This window comes from Pseudarthrobacter sp. AB1, assembly GCF_014926485.1.
In the GTDB taxonomy this organism is placed as follows: domain Bacteria; phylum Actinomycetota; class Actinomycetes; order Actinomycetales; family Micrococcaceae; genus Arthrobacter.
The window spans coordinates 17840-36946 of record NZ_PZKO01000043.1 but is presented as its reverse complement, the minus strand read 5'-3'; the positions used below and the strand labels follow the sequence as shown (position 1 = coordinate 36946).

The 19107-nt window shown below is 65.2% G+C and carries 18 protein-coding genes and 1 pseudogene; 9 read left to right on the top strand and 10 right to left on the bottom strand.

The genetic code is table 11. The annotated features are described in order from the left end of the window. The first annotated feature begins 216 nt into the window (after positions 1–216). The gene (locus DAD99_RS11470; protein WP_193341634.1) at positions 217–1524 is read left to right on the top strand and encodes an ammonium transporter; all 1308 of its coding nucleotides are present in this window, start codon (positions 217–219) and stop codon (positions 1522–1524) included. Between the two features lie 66 nt (positions 1525–1590). Here DAD99_RS11470 and DAD99_RS11465 read toward each other — a convergent pair. Continuing rightward, positions 1591–2037: pseudogene (locus DAD99_RS11465) on the bottom strand (PadR family transcriptional regulator); the annotation flags it as partial. 115 nt (positions 2038–2152) lie between these two features. Between DAD99_RS11465 and DAD99_RS11460 the strand changes: the two are divergent. Beyond that, positions 2153–4486: a transglycosylase domain-containing protein gene (locus DAD99_RS11460; protein ID WP_193341632.1), complete on the top strand. Its 2334-nt coding sequence runs from the start codon at positions 2153–2155 to the stop codon at positions 4484–4486. 74 nt (positions 4487–4560) lie between these two features. Here the strand turns inward: DAD99_RS11460 and DAD99_RS11455 are convergent, their stop codons facing one another. Both DAD99_RS11455 and DAD99_RS11450 read right to left on the bottom strand, forming a co-directional pair. After that, a complete protein-coding gene (locus DAD99_RS11455) occupies positions 4561–5151 on the bottom strand; it encodes a DUF1992 domain-containing protein (RefSeq protein WP_193341631.1) in 591 nt (196 codons plus the stop codon). Between the two features lie 102 nt (positions 5152–5253). Beyond that, the gene (locus DAD99_RS11450; RefSeq protein WP_185261619.1) at positions 5254–6291 is read right to left on the bottom strand and encodes an Lrp/AsnC family transcriptional regulator; all 1038 of its coding nucleotides are present in this window, start codon (positions 6289–6291) and stop codon (positions 5254–5256) included. Positions 6292–6436: 145 nt separating this feature from the next. Here DAD99_RS11450 and DAD99_RS11445 point away from each other — a divergent pair, with 145 nt between their 5' ends. After that, on the top strand, positions 6437–7657 hold the full coding sequence (locus tag DAD99_RS11445) for a M20 family metallopeptidase (protein WP_193341630.1): 1221 nt from the start codon (positions 6437–6439) through the stop codon (positions 7655–7657). Between the two features lie 27 nt (positions 7658–7684). Then, positions 7685–8980, top strand: a complete 1296-nt coding sequence (locus DAD99_RS11440; protein WP_193341629.1) for an MFS transporter — start codon at positions 7685–7687, stop codon at positions 8978–8980. A gap of 89 nt (positions 8981–9069) precedes the next feature. Here the strand turns inward: DAD99_RS11440 and DAD99_RS11435 are convergent, their stop codons facing one another. Further along, entirely contained in the window at positions 9070–9567 is a 498-nt protein-coding gene (locus tag DAD99_RS11435) for an SRPBCC domain-containing protein (protein WP_193341628.1), read from the bottom strand. Positions 9568–9579: 12 nt separating this feature from the next. Beyond that, on the bottom strand, positions 9580–9912 hold the full coding sequence (locus DAD99_RS11430) for a metalloregulator ArsR/SmtB family transcription factor (RefSeq protein WP_185261623.1): 333 nt from the start codon (positions 9910–9912) through the stop codon (positions 9580–9582). A gap of 95 nt (positions 9913–10007) precedes the next feature. Here DAD99_RS11430 and DAD99_RS11425 point away from each other — a divergent pair, with 95 nt between their 5' ends. Both DAD99_RS11425 and DAD99_RS11420 read left to right on the top strand, forming a co-directional pair. Beyond that, the gene (locus tag DAD99_RS11425; protein WP_193341627.1) at positions 10008–10550 is read left to right on the top strand and encodes a TspO/MBR family protein; all 543 of its coding nucleotides are present in this window, start codon (positions 10008–10010) and stop codon (positions 10548–10550) included. 185 nt (positions 10551–10735) lie between these two features. Then, the gene (locus DAD99_RS11420) at positions 10736–10933 is read left to right on the top strand and encodes a hypothetical protein (RefSeq protein ID WP_185261625.1); all 198 of its coding nucleotides are present in this window, start codon (positions 10736–10738) and stop codon (positions 10931–10933) included. Positions 10934–11019: 86 nt separating this feature from the next. Here DAD99_RS11420 and DAD99_RS11415 read toward each other — a convergent pair whose 3' ends face one another. The 5 genes from DAD99_RS11415 to DAD99_RS11395 form a co-directional block, all read right to left on the bottom strand. After that, the gene (locus DAD99_RS11415; protein ID WP_193341626.1) at positions 11020–11703 is read right to left on the bottom strand and encodes a DNA alkylation repair protein; all 684 of its coding nucleotides are present in this window, start codon (positions 11701–11703) and stop codon (positions 11020–11022) included. A gap of 102 nt (positions 11704–11805) precedes the next feature. Continuing rightward, positions 11806–12375 carry a GNAT family N-acetyltransferase gene (locus tag DAD99_RS11410; RefSeq protein WP_193341625.1) on the bottom strand — a complete coding sequence of 190 codons (570 nt, stop codon included), beginning with the start codon at positions 12373–12375 and terminating at the stop codon, positions 11806–11808. A gap of 63 nt (positions 12376–12438) precedes the next feature. Then, a complete protein-coding gene (locus DAD99_RS11405; protein WP_185261628.1) occupies positions 12439–12618 on the bottom strand; it encodes a hypothetical protein in 180 nt (59 codons plus the stop codon). A 58-nt stretch (positions 12619–12676) separates the two neighbouring features. Further along, on the bottom strand, positions 12677–13723 hold the full coding sequence (locus DAD99_RS11400) for a metallophosphoesterase (RefSeq protein WP_193341624.1): 1047 nt from the start codon (positions 13721–13723) through the stop codon (positions 12677–12679). A gap of 197 nt (positions 13724–13920) precedes the next feature. Further along, positions 13921–14694, bottom strand: a complete 774-nt coding sequence (locus tag DAD99_RS11395) for an oxygenase MpaB family protein (protein ID WP_193341623.1) — start codon at positions 14692–14694, stop codon at positions 13921–13923. Between the two features lie 596 nt (positions 14695–15290). Here DAD99_RS11395 and uraD point away from each other — a divergent pair. From uraD to aceE, 3 genes are all read left to right on the top strand, one after another. Next, on the top strand, positions 15291–15788 hold the full coding sequence (gene uraD / locus DAD99_RS11390) for a 2-oxo-4-hydroxy-4-carboxy-5-ureidoimidazoline decarboxylase (RefSeq protein ID WP_193341622.1): 498 nt from the start codon (positions 15291–15293) through the stop codon (positions 15786–15788). Continuing rightward, positions 15785–16126, top strand: coding sequence for a hydroxyisourate hydrolase (uraH, locus tag DAD99_RS11385; protein WP_193341621.1), 342 nt, complete (start codon positions 15785–15787; stop codon positions 16124–16126). The genes uraD and uraH overlap by 4 nt, the downstream gene beginning before the upstream one ends. A 172-nt stretch (positions 16127–16298) precedes the next feature. Continuing rightward, positions 16299–19064: a pyruvate dehydrogenase (acetyl-transferring), homodimeric type gene (gene aceE, locus DAD99_RS11380; RefSeq protein WP_193341655.1), complete on the top strand. Its 2766-nt coding sequence runs from the start codon at positions 16299–16301 to the stop codon at positions 19062–19064. Positions 19065–19107 lie beyond the last annotated feature (43 nt).

The window sequence follows — 19107 nt, the reverse complement described above, 5'->3', positions numbered from 1 at the left end:
GCGCAAGGCTTCCTGCCGGAGCGTCATTCAACAGGTTCTGTTTACACGCCGGAAACATCACGGTCATGCGATCTTCACGAAAGACGCCGGTCCGTAACCTGTCCGCAACTTAGTGAAGTGCAAACGGAAACACGCGGCGGCAAATATTGATCGGGGGGATACGCGGGACACCTATGGGAAGTCCCCGTATTCAGGATCAATGAAAGGGACCCACCGGTGGAGATCACTGCGCAACACGTCTGGATGATGATCGCGGCGGCAATGGTGCTGCTTATGACACCCGGACTCGGTCTTTTCTATGGCGGCATGACGCGTGCCAAGGCAGCACTGAACATGATCATGATGAGCTTCATCTCTGCAGGCATCGTGGGAGTTGTGTGGGTCCTGTGGGGTTATTCCATGACCACCGGCGACGGAATCCTCGGCATTTTTGGCGACCCTTTCGCCAACTTCGGGCTGCAGAACCTCATGGGCTCCCCTGACCTCATCAAAGCCGGTTTCAGCGCCACCTTCGCCATCATCACCGTGGCCCTCATCAGCGGCGCCATCGCGGACCGTGCCAAGTTCAGCGCGTGGGCAGTGTTTGTGCCACTGTGGGTCACGCTGGTCTATTGCCCCCTGGCCTACATGATCTGGGGCGGCGGGCTCATGAGCGCCGGCGGAGCCATCACCGAGGTCTTCGGCCAGGTCATCGACTTCGCCGGCGGTGCAGTGGTGGAGATCAGCTCGGGCACGGCGGCCCTGGTCCTGGCCCTGGTGGTTGGCCAGCGCCACGGCTTCGCCAAGGATCCCAGCCACCGCCCGCACAATGTCCCCTTCATCATGCTCGGCGCGGCCATCCTGTGGTTCGGCTGGTTCGGCTTCAATGGCGGCGCCGCCACCACCGCGGAGCAGGCCGGCCTGATCTGGATCAACACCCTGGTCACCCCGGCCGCGGCCATGCTCAGCTGGCTGCTGACGGAGAAGATCCGCCACGGCCACCCCACGTCCCTGGGCGCAGCCTCCGGTGTTGTGGCCGGCCTGGTGGCCATCACACCGTCCTGCGCCAACATCAGCCCAGTGGCCGCCATCGGTCTGGGCCTGGTTGCCGGTGCAGCCAGCTGCGTGTTTGTTGACCTGAAGTACCGGTTCGGCCTTGACGACTCCCTGGACGTGGTAGGAGTACACCTCGGCGCCGGGCTCATCGGCACACTCGCCCTGGGCTTCATCGCCCTCCCCGTGGACGGCCAGGGCGGCGGCCTCTTCTACGGCGGCGGACTCCAGCAGCTGACGGCTCAGGCCGTAGCGGTACTGGTCACCGTGGCCCTCTCCGGTGGTGTGACCCTGGTGATCGGCCGGGCCATCAACAAGACCATCGGGTTCCGGGTGAGCCACGAAGCCGAGATGGTAGGCGTGGATCTTTCCGAGCATGCCGAGACCGCCTACGCCTTCGGTGGGCTTGGTAGCCACTTCAACCCGCTGGTCCGCCGGACCTCGGAACCTGCTGCGGCTCCCGCTCCCGCCAAGGAAGACACCTTCGCCTAAGGACAGGGGCTACTAAACGCCTTCTGACGCCTCCGGCCGGGCCCGCTCAGCCTGACCTGGGCGGGCTCAGTCGGCCAGGATCTGGTAGAGCGCGCGGCGGGTTTCGTCGAGCTTTTCCACCGCGGCATTGCGCTGCTCTTCCGTGGCGGCCGTGCGGAACTGATGAATGACCCCCATCAGCTTGCCCACACTCTGGTGGAAGGCCGGCCCGGATCCTTCCGCATCGCTGTTCCACGCATTCTCCAGCTCCTCCGCATGCTCGGCCACATAGGCCTTGCCCGCATCGGTGAGGGTGAAGTCGGTCCGCCGGCCCTCGCTGAGGGGCTCAATCAGGTCCTCGTCCACCAGCTGCTGCAGCGTCGGGTAGATCGACCCCGGGCTGGGCCGCCATGCCCCCGAGGTTTTCTCCGCGATGGTCTTGATCAGGCCATATCCGTTGGAGGGGGCCTCGGCCAGGAGCGACAGGATGGCCCACCGGACATCACCCCTGCCTGCCCGCCGGGGACCCGGCCCGGAACGAAAGTACAGGGCGGAAAATACCGGCTTGGCATCAGTTGATCCCATATCTGGATGCAACAGGTCCCGGCGGCGTATCCTGTTCACACGTCGCGAGCTTGAGGGCTGAACAATGGCGCAGCAAAAGAAACGCAGGCACCGGTTGGCCGCCACCCTGGGAGGGGTCATCGGATTCTTCGCGGCGAGCGCCATGTGCGGCGTCCTGGCCGCAAGCCTGGTGGTCCCTGCGGTTGCGACGGTGGGCTTCGGCGTCAGCACCTCCATCAGCTACTTTGAAAATCTCCCCACGGAACTGATCGTTGCGCCGCCGTCGCAATCCACCAAAGTCCTCACCTCAGACGGCCAGCCAATCGCCACGTTCTATGCCGAGAACCGGATCAAGATTCCCCTGGACCGGATGTCCCCCTATGTCCGGGATGCCGTCGTGGCCATCGAGGACAGCAGATTTTATAAGCACCCGGGCATTGACCCGCAAGGGATCCTCCGCGCTGCAATCTTCAACCTGACGAGCGAGGGCAGGCAGGGCGCCTCCACCATCACCCAGCAGTACGTCACCAACGTGATCAACGAGTCCTTCGTGTCGCAGGACAAGACAGACGAGGTCATTCTCAGCGGCCAGAAGAGCGTCGGGGACAAGCTGCGCGAGATGAAGCTGGCCATCGCGCTGGAGAAGAAGTTCAGCAAGGACCAGATCCTCGAGGGCTACCTGAACATCGTGTTCTTCAACCGCGAGGCGTACGGAATCGAGGCCGCGGCACGGTATTTCTTCAGCACTACGGCCACGGATCTCACGCTGCCGCAGGCCGCCCTGCTGGCCGGGCTGGTCAACAGCCCCAGCTACTACAACCCCGCGGTCAATCCGGAGCAGGCCACGAGCCGCCGGAACCAGGTTCTTACCGAGATGCTGGCCACGGACAAGATCACCCAGGCAGACCACGACGCCGCCGTGGCCACGCCCATTGAGCTCAAGCTCAGTCCGGGGAAGCAGGGCTGCGCCCACGCCCTGATGGCGCCGTACTTCTGCGACTACATTTCGCATCTGATCCTGAACAACGCGGCCTACGGCACCACCTTGATCGAGCGCGAGCGGAAGCTGTACCGGGGCGGGCTCACCATCGTCACCACGCTGGACAGCCGGCTCCAGGCGGCGGCCCAGGCGCAGGTGGACGCCACCGCCGGGGCGAATCCTGACCGCTGGGGCGCGTCCCTGGTGACGGTGCAGCCGGGCACCGGGAATATCCTGGCAATGGCGCAGAACACGGTGTTCCTGCCTGCCGAGGGCAGGTTCGACACGCAACTGAACTTCAACGTGGACTCCCGCGATTCGCAAGGCAATGACCTCAACGGGGCGGGCGGTTTCCAGCCAGGCTCCACCATGAAGCCCTTCACGTTCGCAGAGTGGCTGAACGAGGGTAAGCCGCTGACAGGGATGGTGGACGCCTCCCGGCGGGTGTATCCGCTGGGCTTCCCGTGGCGCTCCAGCTGCGGAAAGGTGCTGGGCGCCTACAGCACAGCGCAGAACAACCCTGAGCTGGGCGCCGCCGATGACCTGCAGAATTCGGACGAGGGCTACTACCGCTCCATGCCCGTGAACTACGGGTTGTACAACTCGATCAACACGGCTACCTTCGCCTCGGCCACCCAGCTCGATTTCTGCGGCATCCAGAAGATGGTGGACGCCGTGGGGCTGCACAGCGGACTCGATGGCGCCCAGATCAACATGCATCAGCTGGGCAATCTGCTCGGCGCCATCGGCGTCGCCCCGGTCCACTTGGCCAATGGTTTCGCCACCTTCGCCAATGACGGCCGGTACTGCTCCCCCATTGCCATGCTTGAGGTCACGGAAGTGTCGGGTGGGAAGCTCCCGGGCCAGACCAGCGAGTGCCGTGACGCCGTCAAACCGGAGGTTGCCCGAGGCGTCAATGCCGTGCTCCAGGACGTGCTGAAGGTTGGCTCCGGCGTGTGGATCAACCCCAAGATCCACACACTGATGCCCGTTGCCGCCAAGACCGGCACCTCGAACAACAACGGCTCCACCTGGGTGGTGGGCTACACCTCGGGCCTGGCTACAGCCTCCTTCTTCGGCGATGCACTGGAAGGCCAAAACCGCCCCGGCCAGAACGTCACCATCAACGGCCAGTTCTACCCCCGCCTTGACGGGTACATGATCGCCGGGCCGCAGTGGGTCAACTACATGCTCCAGGCCGCCCCGCTCTACCCGGCAAACCCGTTCCCGGCGCCACCGGCTTCCATGGTGGCCCCGCCGAAACCGACTCCCGCTCCGGCCGCGCCGAGGCCTGCTCCCGCACCAGCGCCAGCACCAAACCCGGCGCCACCGCCAGCACCAGAGCCACCTCCTGCTCCCGCACCCTCGCCGGTCCTACCGCCGATGCCCGAAATTCTTGGCCTTCCGCCTGCGAACGGTCTTCCGGGTGGCAGGCGCTGACGGGAGGCAGGCGCTGACGGGAGGCAGGCCCTGCCAGCCGACGACGGCGGGAGGCGCCGCCGTCGTGCGTCCTCCTAAGTGGTGCCGCGCCAGAGCCGCTGCCACCACGGGCGCTTCGGTTCCGGTTCGGGCGGGGCGTCCTGTGCGGGGGCGGCGCGGCGTTCGCGCCAGCGCGCCACCTCCGTTTCGACGTCGCGCGTTTTGGTGATGACGGGCGGACCGCCCTGGAGCTGGCGCCGGGCGTCGATCACCCGGGCGTTGAAGTCGGCGAGGATGTCCCGGACCTGCTTTTCGGTGAACAGGGCATCCAACCGCCCGTCCAGCTCAGCGTCTTCAGTGCGGAGCAGAATGGCTCTGGGCCCCAGCCCGCTGATGTTCTCGCGCTGGATGAGGCCCTTGACCCACCAGTCGGGATCGTAGGCCTCCCCCAGCCCGGGGATCGGCTTGCCGGCGTATTTGAGGTTGTCGAATTTGCCCTGCGCCATGGCGTCCCGGATCAGATACTCCGCCTGCCGGGCATCGTCCACCTTCTGACGTTTGTCCCGTTCCTTCGCCTCGGCGGCCTCAAGCTCGGCCTCTTCCTCGGCGCTGATCCCGGCTCCGCGGTAGGACCGGAGCTCGGCAGCCCGTTCCAGCCGGCGCCTGAAAGCACTCTCGCCGCCCATGATCAGTCACCGCCTCCGCGCCCGTCCCGATTCTCTCAGACTTCCAGTATTCAGATGGCCGGTGCAGGTTTCAACGAGGGCCACCCACGGCCGGCACAAAGGTCACTGGAGCCCCAGGGCCGGCAGCTCCGTGCCCGAGACCACAACGGCGCCGCTCGCGGTCGAATCCGGGTTCAACATCCAGCCCACCCGCTTGGCGGTGTTCAGGATCACGACGCTCTCCACGAGCTCGATCTGCGGGATGCGTTGCTGGAGGGCCAATTCGGCGTTCATCACATCGGCCAGCGAATGCAGCCACATGAGGATGACAAAATTTGTGCTCCCTGTGGTGGACGCGCTGAGCCGGACAGTGCGGAGGCTGCGGAGTTCGGCAGCAGCGGCCTCGTGCTGGCCCGCCGGCACTTTGACGAACCACTGGCAGCTCACTGGATAGCCGGAGAGCTTCTGGGCAATTTCACAACGGAAGGACAGCAGCCCGCTTGCCAGCACCCTGTTGAGCTGCCGCTGAACTGTCGCCGGGCTCCTGCCCAGGCTCCGGGCGAGCTCCGCGGCGCCCGCGCGCCCGTCGCGTGCCAGGAACGGGATCAGATCCAGATGGCTGGGCGGCAGCGGAGCTCCGGTCATCGGGGCCGCCGAAGCGGTGGCCGCCGGACCGGCCAAGGCCTTAAGCGCATTTTGCTTCGTCTTGTCCAAAATGTTGAGCCGCCACGCATAGCCACTGGAATGCAGTCGGGTGCACAACGAGGTCCGGTACTTCAGCAGTCCGGGGATCTCCTTGAACCGAGGAAGCACCTCCTCCGTGAACCGGGCCAAGGTGGGCGCTATGACCGTCAGCATAAGATCCCGGTTGCTTCCAGCTTCCTCCACCGTGACCACTTCGGGGATTGCCGCAAGCGCCGCGGTCACCTCGTCCCGCTGCCGCATTTCGCAGTCCACGTCCACCAACGCCAGGCACATCTGTTTGGGATCGCCAATCAGGTGGGCCGTCGTCCAGGCCGCCCCGGCCAACTTCAGCCTGTCCCAGCGTGCGGCCAGCGTTGTGGCGTGCACTCCCAGCACCGTGGCAGCATCCGACCAGCTGATCCGCGGTGCAATCTGCAGCGCGTTGATCAGCGCCAGGTCTTCCTCGCTTAGCACCATTTCGCCAACCTCCACGCTTCAGTGAATGAATCCTGCCATTTCAATCATACTTTTGCTTTTTTCCAGCTATTTCGGCACTTGTGAACCTCATCACTTCACAATGGAAGCGGGTTACTGACCAAACGTTCAGAAATTAGGAGAGCATATGTCGATCACCACTGACGCCAGGGAACTCCAGGACGAGATCGCCCGGTTCCGCCACGAGCTGCATCAGGAACCGGAGATCGGACTGCACCTCCCCCGGACCCAGGAAAAGGTCCTGAAAGCCCTGGACGGCCTGCCGTTCGAGATCACCCTGGGCGAGAGCACGACGTCGGTCACCGCGGTTCTGCGCGGCACCGCAACGCACGCATCGGCAACAAAACCGACGGTCCTCCTGCGTGCCGACATGGACGGCCTCCCCGTCCAGGAACGGACCGGCGTCCAGTTCGCGTCCAAGATCGACGGCGCCATGCACGCGTGCGGCCACGACCTCCACACCGCCATGCTCGCCGGCGCAGCCACGCTCCTGGCCGAGCGCCGGGACCGGCTGGCCGGCGACGTCGTGCTGATGTTCCAGCCGGGCGAGGAAGGCTTCGACGGGGCGGCCCACATGATCCGCGAAGGCGTGCTGGACGTGGCCGGGCGCCGGGTTGACGCCGCCTATGGGATGCACGTGTTTTCCGCTTTGGAACCGCATGGCCGGTTCTGCACCAAACCCGGCGTGATGCTGAGCGCCTCGGACGCCCTCACCGTCACGGTTCTGGGCGCCGGCGGCCATGGTTCGGCCCCTCACACAGCCAAGGACCCCGTCACGGCGGCCGCCGAAATGGTGACCGCCCTGCAGGTCATGATCACCCGCCAGTTCAACATGTTCGATCCCGTGGTTCTGACCGTCGGCGTCCTCCAGGCAGGCACGAAGCGAAACATCATTCCGGAATCGGCGCGCATCGAAGCCACCGTCCGAACTTTCTCGGATGGTTCCCGGGAGCGGATGATGTCCGCCGTTCCCACCCTGCTGAAGGGCATCGCCGCTGCCCATGGCCTCGAGGTGGACGTCGACTACCGCCACGAGTACCCCCTCACCGTCAACGACGACGACGAAACACGCACCGCGGAGAAGACCATTGAAGACCTCTTTGGACACTCGCGTCTCACCCGGTGGGCCACACCGCTCAGCGGCTCTGAGGATTTTTCGAGGGTTCTGGCGGAGGTACCCGGGACGTTTATCGGACTCAGCGCCGTCGCACCCGGCGCCGACCACACCGAAACCGCGTTCAACCACTCCCCCTACGCCGCCTTCGACGACGGCGTGCTGTCCGACGGAACCGCGCTCTACGCCGAGCTGGCCGTCGCCCGCATCGCGGCACTTGCCGTCGCCAACTGACCCTTCCCTCACCCTTTGGAGCATGAAATGACCACAACTGCAGGCGTCCCAGCAGACGTCCAGGTTCACAAGTCCCACCTTCGCACGCTCATCGGCACAGGCATCGGCAACGCCGTCGAATGGTACGACTGGGCCATCTACGCCACCTTCTCGCCGTTCATCGCGAGCGCACTGTTCAGCAAGGCGGATCCGACGTCGGCCTTCCTCGCCACCCTGGCGATCTTCGCCGTCGGCTTCGTCGCCCGTCCGTTCGGCGGCTTCGTTTTCGGCTGGATCGGTGACCGGATCGGCCGCAAGACGTCCATGACGTTCGCAGTGGGCCTCGCCGCCCTGGGCAGCCTGCTGATCGGTATCGCACCGACCTTCGAAGCCGTGGGGGCCTTTGCCTCGGTCCTGCTGCTGGTGGCCCGGCTCATCCAGGGCCTTGCCCACGGCGGCGAGCTGCCGTCGTCGCAGACGTACCTCTCGGAGATGGCGCCCAAGGAAAAGCGCGGCTTCTGGGCAACGCTCATTTACGTCTCCGGCACGGTGGGCATCCTGGCCGGAACCATGCTCGGCGCCACCCTGACCAATGTCCTGAGCATGACTGACATGAACGCCTGGGGCTGGCGGATTCCTTTCATCGTTGGCGGCATCATGGGCCTGTACGCCTTGATCATGAGGGCGCGCCTGAAGGAAACGGCAGCGTTCGAGGCGGAATCACCCAAGGAAAAGCACGAGCCGATGTGGCCGCAGATCTACCGGCACCGCAAGCAGGCCCTGCAGGTCATCGGCCTGACCGTTGGCCTGACCGTGTCCTACTACATCTGGGGTATCGTGACGCCCAGCTATGCAGCGTCAGTTCTGAAGATGGACCGCGGAGAGACCCTCTGGGCCAGCGTTATAGCCAATGTATTGTTCATCGTCGCCCTGCCTTTCTGGGGCAGGCTGTCGGATCGCATCGGCCGCAAGCCCGTCATGATCATGAGCGCCGCCGGCGCCGCGCTGTTCCATTTCCCGATGACATGGCTGCTGAAAGACTCCCCGTGGCAGCTCACGGTCACCATGTCCGTCATGCTGTTCTTCATCGCGGGCAGTGCCGCAATCGTCCCGGCCGTCTACGCCGAACTGTTTCCCACCAGCATCCGCACGGTGGGCGTGGGCGTCCCCTACTCGATCTGCGTCGCGACCTTCGGGGGTACCGCACCGTACCTGCAGGCTTGGCTCGGCAGCATCGGACAAGGCAACCTATTCAACGTCTACGCCGTGGTCCTGCTGGCCATCAGCATCGCGTTTGTGTTCAGCATCCCTGAAACGAAGGGCAAGGACCTGACGCACGCCTAGGCGTCGGTACCCACAACAAAGGGGAGAGTACGACGGCGGGACGTCCCGCCGTCGTACTCTCCCCTTTTACGTGAAGTGCGCCAGTCCGGTCAGGCGCGGGCGTGTTGGGCGAGCAGGGCGTCGATCTGCCCTGCCGCCTCCCGCATACCCTCTTCCATGCCCATCTGGACCATCTGTTCCATCTGCTCTTCCGACTCGAAGGTGGACCGAACGGTCATCCGGGTGCGGCCGCCCAGGTCCTCAAGGTCAACGGCGGCATGGGTGATTCCCATGGCCTCGTTCGGGGCGCCGGCTTCATCGGCGAAGCCGTCGTCGAACTCCAGCTTGCGCGGCGCCTCGATGGCGGTGAAGCGCCACCAGCCGCCGGCTTTCTCCCCGTCGGGGCCGGTCATGTAGTAGCCGGCCTTGCCGCCGGGCTGGAAATCGAACTCCTCGAATGTGGCCGGCCAGGTGGGCGGACCCCACCAGCGTTCCAACTGGCGGGGGTCTTCCCAGATCTGCCAGACACGGTCGACGCCGGCGTCGAACTCGGCCACGAGGGTGAAGCTGAGTGCTTCGAGGTTCTTGGTGGAACTGATAACAGGCATTGCAAAACCTTCCTATCCTTCAGCCAGAATGTCTGCGATCCGCTGGGCGCGCTGCCGCCAGATCGCCTCATACTCGTCAAGCAGCCGGCGGGCCTTCTGCAGTCCTTCGTGGTCACCCCGCACAATCTGCTCCCTTCCGCGCTTCTCCTTCGTTACCAGGGAAGCCCGCTCCAGCACCGCCACATGCTTTTGGACGGCGGCGAAACTCATGGCGTAGAGGGCGGCGAGGCCGGAGACGGAATACTCCCCCGCCGTCACCCGCCGGACAATGTCCCGCCGGGTGGCGTCCGCGAGCGCCTGGAACAGGCGGTCAACGTCCGAATCTCTGAGCTGATCTACAACCATTTGGTTGTACGATATGCCCGCGGCGGCAGGGTGTCAAGACACCCCGGCCGCATCCCGGTTTGACGCGGGTGCCCGCCATTGCCCACAGTGGGTCAGTGCCTGCCACTATCCCCACCGAAGCGCAAGGTCCGGCAGCCCCGGACGTGCCGTCCCGACGGCGGCAGATCGCTGCCCTGATCGGCTTCCTCGCGCTCTCCTGGTCCGTGTCGTTCGTGGGATCCCTCCCGGTCCGCGCGGCTACAGGCGGCTGGTACGTCCTGGCCGACAAAGCCCCCTGGACGCCTCCCGGGCTGATGTTCACGTCCGTCTGGCTGGTCCTGTACGCGGCCATGGCCGTGGCGGCCTGGCTGGTGTGGCGGCAGCGGCGCCTCCCCCGCCGCCGCGCACTCACGCTGTACGGGCTCCAGCTGGCCCTGAACCTGCTCTGGCCCCCGACGTTCTTCGGCCTGTATCCCGCGCTGGGGACCGCGGCGCTCTGGCTGGCACTGGCCGTCCTCGCCGCCCTCACGCTCACGGCGGTCCTGACAGTTCTGCGCTTCGGACCCATCAGCCAGACTGCCGGCATCCTGATGCTGCCGAACGTAACGTGGCTGGTGTTTTCGGCGTCCCTGAACCTTTACGCCGCCGTCAGTAACTAAGGCAGGCGCGGGCGTGTAATCGCTCACACTTTCGCCGTTTCTGTTGCAAATGCGGGCGGCGACCATGAAGCATGAGATCGGGACCTCGTTCCCGCATTACCAAGATCAGCAATCCTCACCGACGAGGATGCGGCACCCTCAAGGACGACGCGGAGCCGTTAACTGCATGAGCGAAAGTACTGACAATGACGTTTGAGAACACTGACTCCATCACGCTGAAAATCTGGGACCGGTTTGCCATTGAGCACACCCTTGAGAGCGTTGTGCACGATCTTTCGGTCAAGGCGAACACCACCAAATGCCGCATCGCGGTCCAGTGCAGCGGCCCCAACACTTTCACGGTCAGCGTCCGTGGCCAGGAACGCCAGCTCGCCACCGTCTGATCGGTTCACAGCCAAAAAACTGAAGCGGACGACGGCGGGAGGTTCCCGGCGTCGTCCGCTTCAGTTTTGCGTCCGGGTCAATAGCCTTACGCCCTGGCCTGGCGGCTCACCATCTCGTTGATCCAGCCCGGCGCGAACGGCGAGGTGCAGTTCGGCGGCGTCGGATAGTCCTTGAGGACCTCGAGCCGTTCGCCGATATCAAGCGCGCGGGCCCGGAGCTCCGCGTGCTCGATGCCAATGAAGGCCAGCGTGTGGTTCATCGCCCACTGCAGCCGGTCCGGGGCGTCCTTCATCTCCGCCTCGATGGTGTCCAGCAGCCCCGGGAGGTCGAGCCCTGCGGGCTTCTTCGCCACGAGTTCGCTGGTCAGGGCCCAACCGGCGCTTGCCACGACCGGATCCGGATCCGCCGTCCAAGCCACGCGCAGGTCCTCCGAGTGCGGGCTTTTCTTCACCACGTAGTTCACCAGCCAGTCGTGCACCTTGCGGGCACGCGCCTCGCGCAGCATGGTCTCCAGCTCGTCGCGTTCGAACGCCTTCGGTTGGCAGATCAGCAGCGCCACCAACCGCGCCGGAGTGTCGTTCGTGGCCCAGAGTGCGCGCGCGAGTTCCTGCTGCGTCTTCAGCCGCTTGGCGACAGCGCGCAGCTTGGACAGGTTCACGCCATGGTCATCGCCGCGCTTCTCGTTCGCCTCGCGCACCTTCGGGTCCTCAAGCACGGCCAGCTCGGCCATCACGTGGCCCAGCAGCCCGGCTGTTATCGTCTCGGACATGTCATCCCTCCGGTCACCCTCTTGTCGGTTCCAGCCTACGGCTGACAGGGCGGAAGCGGACGACGGCGGGAGGTTTGGTGGCTGCCAGCCACCCGGGACCGCTCATCGACCGCCGGTGGCCACCCAGGAACCGAGCGGCTCGGCCGCCACTTCCGTATCCTCTTCCTCGGTCCCGCACGGCACAAAGCCGCGTGACTGGTAGTTCGCCAAGGCCACGGGACCATCGAGGCTGCAGGTGTGGACCCAGACACGGGACACGTGCGGGAGGTCGAAGCGTTGTGTCAGCGACCAGGCCGCCGTGATGCCATGCTCCAGCAGCAGGCCGCCGAGGCCCCGGCCGATCGCCTGCTCGGAAAGGCCGAAGTACCTGATCTCCACGTGCGTGCCATCTTCGGCGACGACGGGTTGCAGGTGGACATACCCCCACGGCACGCCCTCACCATAGAGGACCCGGAATTCCGTCCCGGGCACCGCGAGTTCCTCGGCCCACTGCTGCCGCGTCCACTCGAGCCGGTCCGTCCAGTGCCACGGTCCGCCGACCAGGCCATAGAGGAAGCGGGCGAACTCCGGGGTGACCCCATCAGCCCGGTCCAGCCGTGCCTCCTCGGGCAACGGGCGCGCCGTCCAGGCGGGCGGCTGGAGCATCTGGAGCGTTGTGGTGGTGACCTTCATAGACAGCTCAAACTTCCGATCTCGATCATCCGTTAATCCTATTGGCGACCGAGAGTAGGGCGTCTACTCTTCGCCGGTGTCCCGCGCTTCCAGGTGCTTCGCCATGGCCTCGCAGGCCTGGTTCCAGCGCGCCGTGAGGGCCTGCCGGTTCAACGGTTCGAACATGCTGTTGAGGACTTTCTCGACTGCGTCGTATGCGGCGTCCCGGACCCGTTCCTGCGCTGCTTGGCTGTAGTAGTTCATGACAGGGATTCGTTACGGTGACGCCGAAAGATGCCTTTGGTGCCAGCCGTTTTTGGTGCTAGCCGCCGAAGGCGACCTTTTCCCAGGAGAGGATGTCAGCACCCTTGGCGCCGTTTCCGGCCACCGTGAACCTGACGTAGTTGGTGGCGTTGTTGGAGCCGTCGACGGTGATTCGCTGCAGGTCATCAGCGGAATCCTGTCCGTAGACCGCCAGCCATGGTGAGCCCTTGGCCAGCGGCTGATTTTCAGCGTAGACGTGGCTGTCGCCGTTGATCAGGTAGACCGGGCCGTCGAAGCGGTTCGATTCCTCGACGATGGTCCGGACGATTTCACGGAAGCCGGAGACCGCGTCCGGGTTCGCCTGGGCGGTGTCGAGCAGGGCCGGATCGAACATGTCAGCCTGGGTCATCAGCACCACGGCCCGGTCGTTACGGCGGCTGGCGTCACTGAAGGTCTCCCGCAGCTGCGCCAGGACGGCCTGGGTCCGGTGCGCCACTTCAGCCAACTGCTCGGACGTGGCGGCCATTTCGCCACGGCCGGTCCACGGCTGGAGCGAGTTGTTGCTGCCCTGGACGTTGACCACGGAAAAGGCCACACGGTTCTGTGTGAAGCGGACGTCTTCGGGCAGGCCCAACTTCTCCTGCGTCTTGACGGGCATGGTGGCACCGAGGGTCTTGCCGGGTTCGTTGAAGAAGACCTCGCGCAGCTTGTCCAGCCTCTCCAACGGGTTGTAGGCACCGTTGTTGGCGCGGTGGCAGTCAACCCATTCGTTGTCGCCGGGCGTGAAGATCAACGGATGCTCGAACGTATCGAACTCGGCGCGGATGTGCTGGAAGTATTCATCCGAACAGACGGACGAGCCGTTTTTGATGTCCCCCACGTGGGTGACAAACTTCAGCGCACTGTCGGCATTGATGTCCTGGATCCGTGCAGGGAACTTCGCGATTTCGGCGGCGCCGTAGGGGATGTCGCCAATGACGCCGAAGCTGAACCCCTGCTGGTTGTCGGCCGCATTGTCGGCGGCCACGGCGGGCTGGATCAAGGTGCCGGCACTGGCTGCGATGAGGGCCACAACGGCCGCGGTCTTGAATCTGTTCAGGCGCATGGGGAAGTCCTTACTCGGGCTCTGCGGTGATCCCCGCCCGCGAGGGGCGTGAGCGGGTGCGTCCAAAGCATTCCCGCTGCGGAATAACAGCCAGGGACCCCTCGGTTTCGGGGCAATGAACAGCGAGCAACCCCGAAGGCAAGCGGACGACGGCGGGAACCTCCCGCCGTCGTCCGTTTTCCCCGCGCGGTGGTTTCCTACGAGGTGCGGAGCCGGCCGAGGCAGTAGTTTTTGACGCAGTGCCGGACAGGGCGTGGCAGCCGCGGATACACCAGGGCTGACCACCGGGTGGTGCGGTGGAACAGGCGGCTGTGGCGGTCGCTCCACGGCAGCCCGAAACCGGCGCGCAAGTGGTCCGGCAGCAGGCCGGCGGTGATGAACCGGATCAGCGGCATGCTCAGCCGCAGCCAGAGCGGACCGGCCAGTGGGTACAGGAGGTCGCGGCCGACGCCGGCGGTCACGGCGTCCAGTTCCAGAGTCCGAAGGGACGCGTCCCAGTATGTCCTGAAGGCTGCGCGGTCGGCGGGCCACAGGTCCGCCGGCAATTGCAGGACTGTGCCGATTCTTGCGTAGTCGCTGTACATGAGGTCGGCTGCGTCGTCGTCCAGAGGGCCGTAGATTTTCTCGTAGACGGTAATGGCGGTGTCGTACAGGGTGGCCACCACCCATAATTGCGCCTGGGCATCGAACGCGCTGTACCCGTGGGAGCCGGCGTCGGGCTTGCGGCGGACCGCAGAGTGGGCGCGATTGACTTTGCGCCGCACGGCCGCGACCTGGTCCTCGGTGCCGTAAACCACGGCGTAGACGTAGGTGACACTGGCCCGGAACCGGTCCAGCGGCCGGGCAATGAAGTCACTGTGCTCGGCGACGCCATGGCCAACCGCGGGGTTGGCGATCTGCAGCAGGATGGCGCGGCCCGCCCCGGCGAGCAATACGCCTTCAGCACCGATATCGGCCAGGTTCCGCACCATGGACCCACGATACCGGAGAAGGCCATCGCGCCCGGAGGCAGGGCCCAAGCTGGCGGGGAAGGTTGCCGGGACCGGCGGCAGCGCCTACGCCCATATTCCCGGCGATCTCTATGTGTACGTCGCCGGCCAGGTGACCCTCGATGCACCCTACCTTGCGGACACACTGGCGTGGCCGGAGGGGCCGGCCCACATCCGTGCGATCATCATGCACGAGCTGGGGCCCGTCCTGGGGCTGGACCACGTGGATGATCCCACGCAGCATGTATGCGGAAAACAGCGGGCAGTTCGACTTTGGCGATGGCGACCGTGCGGGGCTGGCGTTGCTGGGAAACGGGGGAATGCGTGCCGCGGCTGTAACCGCGCGGTAACCACGGCGTGGCGGCTGACCGTTTGCCCGTCAGCGGACGACGGCGGGGACCTCCCGCCGTCGTCCGCTTTCCGTTTGGTGCTGACCGGCACCGTCCCGGAAGTTGACACCCGCAGGTGCGTGCGGTTGACTTTTGCATATGCTGAAATAACAGTTCCATGATGCGGAATAAAATATCCGCATAGCCTTACACCGTGGATGCCAGCATCGAAACACGAGGACTTGCCTCATGCATCTTGAACAGTTCAACGCGGCCGGCCGCGCCGAGGCTGCCGATTTCCTGCGCCCCTGCCTGGACATCCAACGCTGGATCGACGAGCTCGCCGACGCGCGGCCCTATTCCAGTCCCGTCGCACTCTTGGCGGCAGGCCGCGGCGCAGCCAATCCCTTCACCCCGGCAGAGATCGAAGCAGCCCTCGCCCACCATCCACGGATCGGCGAGCGGGCGCAGGGCGACAGCGCGGAAGCCAAGCTGTCCCAGTCAGAACAGGCCGGGCTGGGCGTGGCCGACGCGGCCATCGCCGAGGCCCTGGCTGAAGGCAACCGCGCCTACGAGGAGAAGTTCGGGCAGGTGTTCCTGATCCGCGCCGCCGGCCGCAGCCGGGAGGAGATCCTGGCCGCCCTCAACACCAGGCTCGCTCACACCCCTGAAGCAGAGCAAACAATCATTGGCCAGCAGTTGCGGGAAATCGCAGTGCTCCGACTCGAAGGACTGATGGGCAAATGAGCATTTCCCACGTCACCACCCATGTACTCGATACCGGTTCCGGAAAACCGGCGGCCGCGGTCCCGGTAACCCTCCACGTGCTCGACGGCGAGCGTTGGGTCCGGATCGCCGACGGCGCCACCGACGCGGACGGACGCATCAAAGAGCTGGGACCGGAGCGCCTGCCCTCGGGGACGTACCGCCTGGCGTTCGACACAGGCAAGTACTTCGCCGCCAGCGGCACCGAGTCATTCTTCCCCGAGGTGACCCTCACGTTCGGCGTGGTGGAGTCGGAGCCGCACTACCATGTGCCGCTCCTGCTGAGCCCGTTCGCGTATTCCACCTACCGGGGCAGCTGAGCAGTCAGGCAGTACCCCTTGGCGGCCGCGCGTCGGAGCCCTTCGCCGCCGATTGTGACTGTCTGCTCGCCTTGACGCGCGGATCGTCGCCTAGATAATCTCGAGATGCAATAAAGTTTTCTCACAGAACGAAAACTTGAGCCAACTATTCAACGATGAAAAGAGGCTGGACGTGGCTGCAGGAGAAGAGACCTCCCATATCCTCAGCGGGTTGACAAACCAGCTGCCCGATCGTGATCCGGAAGAGACCGCCGAATGGGTTGAGTCCCTGGATGCGCTGATTCAGGAACAGGGCACCGAACGTGCCCAATACATCATGCGCAGCCTGCTCCAGCGCGCCGGAGCCCAGAGCGTCGGAGTTCCGATGGTGACCACCACGGACTACGTGAACACCATCCCGGCGGACCAGGAAACTGCGTTCCCGGGGGACGAAGAGATCGAGCGGAAGTACCGGTCCTGGCTGCGCTGGAACGCCGCCATCATGGTGCACCGGGCGCAACGGGCCGATATCGGCGTGGGCGGACACATCTCCACCTACGCCGGCGCCGCCACCCTGTATGAAGTCGGGTTCAACCACTTCTTCCGTGGCAAGGACCACCCCGGCGGCGGCGACCAGGTTTTCTTCCAGGGCCACGCCTCCCCCGGCATGTACGCCCGCGCGTTTATGGAAGGCCGGCTCTCCGAAGAGGACATGGACGGATTCCGGCAGGAAAAGTCCAAGGAAGGCCACGCGCTCTCCTCCTACCCGCACCCGCGCCTCATGCCGGAGTTCTGGGAATTCCCCACCGTGTCCATGGGCATCGGCCCGATGAACGCGATCTACCAGGCCCAGTCCAACCGGTACCTGCACAACCGCGGCCTCAAAGACACCTCGGACCAGCAGGTCTGGGCATTCCTGGGCGACGGCGAAATGGACGAGCCCGAGTCCCGCGGCCTGCTCCAGCTCGCCGCGAACGAGAANCTCGACAACCTGAACTTTGTGATCAACTGCAACCTCCAGCGCCTCGACGGACCCGTCCGCGGCAACGGCAAGATCATGCAGGAACTCGAAGCGTTCTTCCGCGGCGCGGGCTGGAACGTCATCAAGGTCGTCTGGGGCCGGGAGTGGGATGACCTGCTCACCCAGGACTCCGACNGCTCCCTGGTAAAGATCATGAACGAAACCCCGGACGGGGACTACCAGACCTACAAGGCAGAATCCGGCGGGTTCGTCCGCGAGCACTTCTTCGGCAAGACCCCGCAGACCAAGGACATGGTCGCGGACCTCTCCGATGACGAAATCTGGAACCTCAAGCGCGGCGGCCACGACTACCACAAGGTCTACGCCGCGTATAAGGCAGCCACCGAATTCAAGGGCAAACCCACCGTCATCCTGGCCAAAACGGTCAAGGGCTACGGACTCGGACCCCACTTCGAGGGCCGCAACGCGACCCACCAGATGAAAAAGCTCACCCTCGATGACCTGAAGAAGTTCCGCGACTACCTCCGCATCCCCATCACGGACGAACAGCTCGACGCGGACCTCTACCGGCCCCCGTACTACCATCCCGGCATGGACTCCCCCGAGATCCAGTACCTCATGGAACGCCGCCGCACCCTGGGCGGTTTCGTCCCCGAGCGCCGGCCGGACCACGCTCCGGTGGAGCTGCCGGACGCCAAAACCTACGAGGTTGCCAAGCGCGGTTCCGGCAAGCAGCAGGCCGCCACCACCATGACCTTCGTGCGCCTGCTTAAGGACCTGCTCAGGGATAAGAAGTTCGGGCACCGTATTGTCCCGATCGTTCCGGATGAGTCCCGGACCTTCGGCATGGACGCGTTCTTCCCCACGGCGAAGATCTACAATCCGGACGGCCAGGCGTATCTGTCCGTGGACCGGGACCTGGTCCTGGCCTACAAGGAATCCGCCCAGGGCCAGCTGATCCACCCCGGCATCAACGAAGCCGGCGCGGTCGCAGCCTTCACGGCCGCCGGCACCGCCTACGCCACCCACGGCGTCCCGCTGATCCCGGTCTACGTGTTCTACTCCATGTTCGGCTTCCAGCGCACCGGTGACGCCTTCTGGGCCGCCGCGGACCAGATGACCCGCGGCTTCATCATCGGCGCCACCGCCGGCCGGACCACCCTGACCGGCGAAGGCCTCCAGCACGCCGACGGCCACTCACCGATCCTCGCCTCCACCAACCCGGCGGTCCTCACCTACGACCCGGCTTACGGGTACGAGATGGGCCACATCATCCGGGACGGCATCGAGCGCATGTACGGACCGGCCGCAAGCGGCGATGGAACCGGACCTGCAGCCGATAAGAACCTCATGTACTACATCACGGTCTACAACGAGCCCATCTCCCAGCCGGCCGAACCTGAGAACCTCGACGTCAACGGAGTGCTGAAAGGCATCTACCGGGTGTCGGCGTCGGGTCTTGAAGGGCCCAAGAGCCAGATCCTGGCCTCCGGCGTCTCCGTCCCCTGGGCCCTCGATGCCCAGCGGATCCTCGCCGAGGACTGGGGTGTCTCCGCCGACGTCTGGTCCGTGACGTCCTGGAACGAACTGCGCCGCGACGGGCTAGCCGCCGAGGAAGAGGCGTTCCTGAACCCGGGCAAGCCCGCCCGCGTCCCGTTCGTCACGCAGCAGCTCGCCGATGCCCAGGGGCCAGTGGTGGCGGTGACCGACTACATGAAAGCCGTCCCGGACCAGATCCGCCAGTTCCTCCCGCACCAGTTCGCGTCGCTCGGAGCTGACGGCTTCGGCTTCTCCGACACCCGTGCAGCTGCCCGCCGCTTCTTCAAGAACGACACCCACTCGATCGTGGTGAAGACCCTGCAACTGCTGGCCTCGCGCGGCGAAGTGGACGGCGGCGTGCCCGCCTACGCGATGGACCGCTACAAGCTCCTGGACGTCAACGCCGGGACCACCGGCGGCACCGGAGGCGACGCCTGACTCACTCGTCGAGACACACTTTGACGGCAGTGTTCCCCGGGAA